Annotated in this window: 3 protein-coding genes; 2 read left to right on the top strand and 1 reads right to left on the bottom strand. The window is 72.8% G+C overall.

Annotation, left to right across the window (positions count from 1 at the left end):
• Positions 1–222: 222 nt before the first annotated feature.
• Together GCU69_RS18335 and GCU69_RS18340 are read left to right on the top strand one after the other, a co-directional pair.
• Positions 223–2,250, top strand: a complete 2,028-nt coding sequence (locus tag GCU69_RS18335) for an ATP-binding protein (RefSeq protein WP_156206648.1) — start codon at positions 223–225, stop codon at positions 2,248–2,250.
• A gap of 153 nt (positions 2,251–2,403) precedes the next feature.
• On the top strand, positions 2,404–3,762 hold the full coding sequence (locus tag GCU69_RS18340) for an Nramp family divalent metal transporter (protein ID WP_098753733.1): 1,359 nt from the start codon (positions 2,404–2,406) through the stop codon (positions 3,760–3,762).
• Here the strand turns inward: GCU69_RS18340 and GCU69_RS18345 are convergent.
• Positions 3,759–4,751 carry an IS481 family transposase gene (locus tag GCU69_RS18345; RefSeq protein ID WP_156206649.1) on the bottom strand — a complete coding sequence of 331 codons (993 nt, stop codon included), beginning with the start codon at positions 4,749–4,751 and terminating at the stop codon, positions 3,759–3,761. The genes GCU69_RS18340 and GCU69_RS18345 overlap by 4 nt on opposite strands.
• Positions 4,752–4,863 lie beyond the last annotated feature (112 nt).

Consider the following 4,863-nt stretch of genomic DNA (forward strand, 5'->3'; position numbering starts at 1 on the left):
GCCCCGCCCGTCCCGGGAAGCACCGGACCCACAGGGATACCGGGCGCCGCGAACGGCGGCGCGGCCGGAGCCCGCACCGCCGCCCCCACGGCCTCCGCGGCTCCTGCCCCTCCTACGGCTCCTACGGCTCCGAGCGGGAGCGGCAGCGCCGCCGCCGGGTCCGCGCCGGAGACCGCCGGTCCCGGTGCCGACGATCCCGACCGCACCAGCCCCTTCCGCGTCGTGCGCCCGGCGCAACTGCCGACCGACCACGCCGCCTTCGCCGGCCGTCAGGCCGAGATCGCCCGTCTCACCGACCTCGTCACCGACGGCGGCGACCCGCGGTCCACCGCCGTCATCGGGCTCATCGGCGGCGCCGCCGGCATCGGCAAGACCACGTTCGCGGTGCACTGCGCGCACCGCGTGGCCCGGCACTTCCCCGACGGCCAGCTCTTCGTGAACCTCCGCGGCTTCGACCCCTCCGGTGCCGCGCTGGACCCGTCCGACGCGCTGCGCGGGTTCCTCGTCGCGCTCGGGGTGCCGCCGCGGCACGTACCGGCCGGCCTCGACGACCAGACCGCGCTCTACCGCAGCCTGCTGGCCGGCCGGCGGGTCCTCGTCCTCCTCGACAACGCGCGCGACGAGCAGCAGGTCCGCCCGCTGCTGCCGGGCGTGCCGGGCTGCCCCGTCGTCGTGACCAGCCGCAACCAGCTGGGCGGCCTGGTCGCCGCCGAGGGCGCGCGGCCCCTGCGGCTGGGGCTGCCGGACCCCGGCGACATCCGCGAGTCCCTGGCCCGCGGTCTCGGCGCGGCGCGCACGGACGCCGAACCGGGCGCCGTGGACGACATCATCAGGCTGTGCGCCCGGCTGCCGCTGGCGGTCGCCATCGTCACCGCGCGGGCCGCGCTCAACCCGGACTTCTCGCTGACGGCCGTCGCCGCCGAACTCCGCCGTACGCACGGCAGTCTGGAGGCCTTCACCAGCGCGGACGTCGCCAGTGACGTACGGGCGGTGTTCTCCTGGTCGTACCGGGCGCTGAGCACGGGGGCCGCGCGGCTGTTCCGGCTGATCGCGCTGCACCCCGGCCCGGACCTCTCGACGCACGCCGCGGCGAGCCTCGCCGGGCTGCCGCCGCCCGCCGCCCGGGCCCTGCTGAACGAACTCGCCGCCGCCTGCCTCGCCGACGAGCACGTGCCCGGCCGGTTCACCGTGCACGACCTGCTGCGCGCCTACGCGAGCGAACTGGTCGCCGCGCACGACCGCGAGGAGGACCGGGACGCCGCGTACCGCCGGCTGCTCGACCACTACGGGCACACCGCGCTGTCCGCCGGCCGCTGGCTCACCTTCCAGTGGACCCCGCCGGAGATCGAGCCGCCGGGTCCGGCCGTGTCGGTCGAGGAGATCACCGACCACCGGATGGCGCTGCGCTGGTTCACCGCCGAGCACCGGGTGCTGAACGCCCTGATCCTGAACGGGGCCGGCACCGGGCTCGACAAGGCGACCCGGCGGATCGCCTGGGGCGCCCAGGCCTTCTTCGCGTGCAAGGAGTTCTGGACCGAGTCGATCGCCGCGCAGACCGCCGTGCTGCGGGACGCCAGGCGCCGCGGCGACCGCGGCGAGGAGGCCCGCTGCCTTCGCACCCTCGGCGGTGTGCACGCCATGCGGGGCCGCAGCCGCACGGCGGTGAACCACCTCGACCAGGCCATGGCCGCCTTCGAGGAGCTGGGTGACCCGCTCGAACAGGCCCGTACGCAGTTCTCGTTCGCCTTCGTCTTCCACCAGGACGGGCGGGACCACGCGGCGCTGCTCCGGGCCGAGCGCGGCCTCGCGCTGGCCCGCGCCGGCGGGCACGCGCTCACCGAGGCCGAGGGGCTCAACGCGGTCGGCTGGTTCCGCAGCGTCCTCGGCGACCACGAGCATGCCCTGTCGGTGTGCCGGGAATCGCTTCAGCTGTTGCGGGGACTGGAGGCCGTGCGGCCGGAGGCCTGCGTGTGGGACAGCCTCGGCCACATCCACCACCATCTGGGCCGGTACGACCGGGCGCTCTCCTGCTACGAGCGCGCCATCGTGCTGTTCCGGGAGGTCGCCGACCGGCGGAACGAGGCGGGCACGCTCGGCCGGCTCGGCGACACGCACCGGGCCGCGGGCCGTCCGCACACCGCGCGTGCCGCCTGGACGCGCGCCCTGGAGCTGCTGGAGGAACTGGGCAGGCCCGGCACCGAGGATCTCCGCGCCAAGCTCGACTCACTCGGCCGGGCCCGGTCGGCCTGACCGCCGGGGGCGGGCAGCCGGGCACGGCCACTCGACCCCCGGCGGTCAGTCCCCGGCTGCCCGTCCCCGGTGGTCACGCCCCGGTCTCCATGAGCCGCCCGGCGCGGTGCCTCGTGCGGCCCCCCTTGTGCCCGGGCCCGCCCGACCGGTTACATGCGCAGGTCAGCAAAGCGGGGACGAGCGCGGAGGCACGCAGTGACGGATACGACGGACAGCGGCGGCGGTCTCGCGGCGGCCGCCGAGGGGCCGCGCAAGGCCGCCTGGCGGTACATCGGCCCCGGCATCGTGGTCGCCGCCACCGGTGTCGGCGCGGGCGACCTGGTGGCGACGCTCATCGCGGGCAGCAAGTTCGGCCACACACTGCTGTGGGCGGCCGTCATCGGCTGTGTCGTGAAGATCTCCCTCGCGGAGGCGTGCGGCCGCTGGCACCTGGCGACCGGCCGCACCCTCTTCGAGGGCTGGCGCACGCTCGGCCCGTGGACCACGGTCTACTTCGCCGTCTATGTCGTGGTCTGGGGCTTCGTCTACGGCGCGACCGCCATGTCCTCCAGCGCGCTGCCGCTGGCGGCGCTGTTCCCGGACTTCCTGGGACTGAAGACCTGGGCGGTCATCACCGGGCTGATCGGGCTGGTGTTCGTGTGGTTCAACCACTACGCCGTCTTCGAGAAGGTCATGACGGTGCTGGTCGGCGTGATGTTCGTGGTCGTGGTGTACGTCGCCGTCCGGGTCGGCCCGGACGTCGGCGGCAGCCTCGCCGGGCTGGTGCCGGTGCTCCCGGACGGCTCGCTGCTCTACACGCTGGGGCTGATCGGCGGGGTGGGCGGCACGATCACCATGGCCGCGTACGGCTACTGGGTGAACGCCAAGGGCTGGACCCACACCGGCTGGATGAAGGTGATGCGCCTGGACAACCGCGTCGCGTACATCACGACCGGCATCTTCGTCATCGCCATGCTGATCGTCGGCGCGGAGCTGCTGCACTCGGCGAACATCGCGCTGGCCGAGAACGACAAGGGCCTGGTCGACCTCGGCAAGGTCCTGGAGGACCGGTTCGGGACGGCCACCGCGAAGCTCTTCCTGATCGGCTTCTTCGCGACCTCGTTCTCGTCGCTGATCGGCGTGTGGCACGGGGTCAGCCTGATGTTCGCCGACTTCGTCGAGCGCTACCGGCGGGCCCGGGTGAAGGCGGGCGAGGGGCCGGCCGACGGCACGGTGGCCGAGCTGGCCACGGGCGAGGCCGAGAAGTCGGTGCCGTTCCGGGCGTATCTGCTGTGGCTGACGTTCCCGCCGATGACGCTGCTCTTCCTGGACAAGCCGTTCGGGCTGGTCGTCGCGTACGGCGTGCTCGGCGCCTTCTTCATGCCGTTCCTGGCGCTGACCCTGGTGTGGCTGCTGAACTCGGACCGGACGCCGCGCGAGTGGCGGAACGGCGTGCTGAGCAACGTCATGCTGACGGCGGCCGGGCTGCTGTTCATCGTGCTGTGCGTGCACCAGGTGATCGAGCTGTTCTAGGTGTACTGCCCAGGGACATTGGTCAACCTGGTGACGGGCGGTTTGCCGCCGGTTGCAGTGTGGGGGCGGTGGTGATTGTAGTGATGGAGCCAGGCCGGCAGGGCTTTGCGGCGGGCTGATTCGCTTGAGTAGAAGCGTCCGAGGGCCCAGCCGTCGGCCAGGGTGCGGTGGAAGCGCTCGACCTTGCCGTTCGTCTGTGGCCGGTAGGGCCGGGTCTTCTTCGGTGTGATGCCGAGTTCGGTGCAGGCCCGGTTCCAGTGCCGGGAGCGGTAGGCCGAGCCGTTGTCGGTCAGGACCCGCTCGATGGTCACGCCGCGGGCGGCGAACCAGGCCACCGCGCGGTGCAGGACATCGACTGCGGTGTCGGCTGTCTCGTCGTTGCGGATCTCGGCGTAGGCGACGCGGGAGTGGTCGTCGACGACGGTGTGGACGAATGCGGTTCCCAGCAGCGGGCCGCGGTACTTGTTGCGGGGCTTGTCTGGTGTTGCGGCACGGTTCCTGCGGCCCTGGACGCGTCCGACGTAGCGCCAGCCGCCGCCGTCGGGGACGTTGCCGAGCTTCTTGACGTCGATGTGGAGCATGGCGCCGGGATGCCCGTGTTCGTAGCGGCGCACCGGCTCGCCGGTGGCACGGTCGATGTGGGACAGCCGGTTGATCCGGCAGCGGGTCAGGACCGCGTGGACGGTCGAGGCGGGCATGCCCAGCCGTCCGGCAATCTGGACCGGTCCCAGTCGCTGCTTCCAGCGCAGGTGCACGATCTTGCGGACCTGCGGCTGAGTAGTTCGGGCCGGGCTGCGGTGAGGTCGTGAGGACCGGTCGGCCATCGCGGCCGGCCCGGATTCGGCGTAACGGTCGGCCCATCGCTTGGCGGTGGGCCAGGACACGTCGTAGCGCTCGGCCGCACGGGCGACCGGCCATCCCTCATCCACAATCAGACGCGCCAGGCGAAGACGGGCACGGGGCGTCAGAGCAGCGTTAGCGTGAGACACGAAGGCCTCCTGGTTGGCGGAGCGGTTCCTCGACAGCTCCACTCCACAACCGGGGGCCTTCGTCATCTCACAGATTCAGACCGTGTCGTCGCACAAACTCGACCAACCTGGC

Source organism: Streptomyces lycii (genome assembly GCF_009735685.1).
GTDB lineage: Bacteria > Actinomycetota > Actinomycetes > Streptomycetales > Streptomycetaceae > Streptomyces > Streptomyces lycii.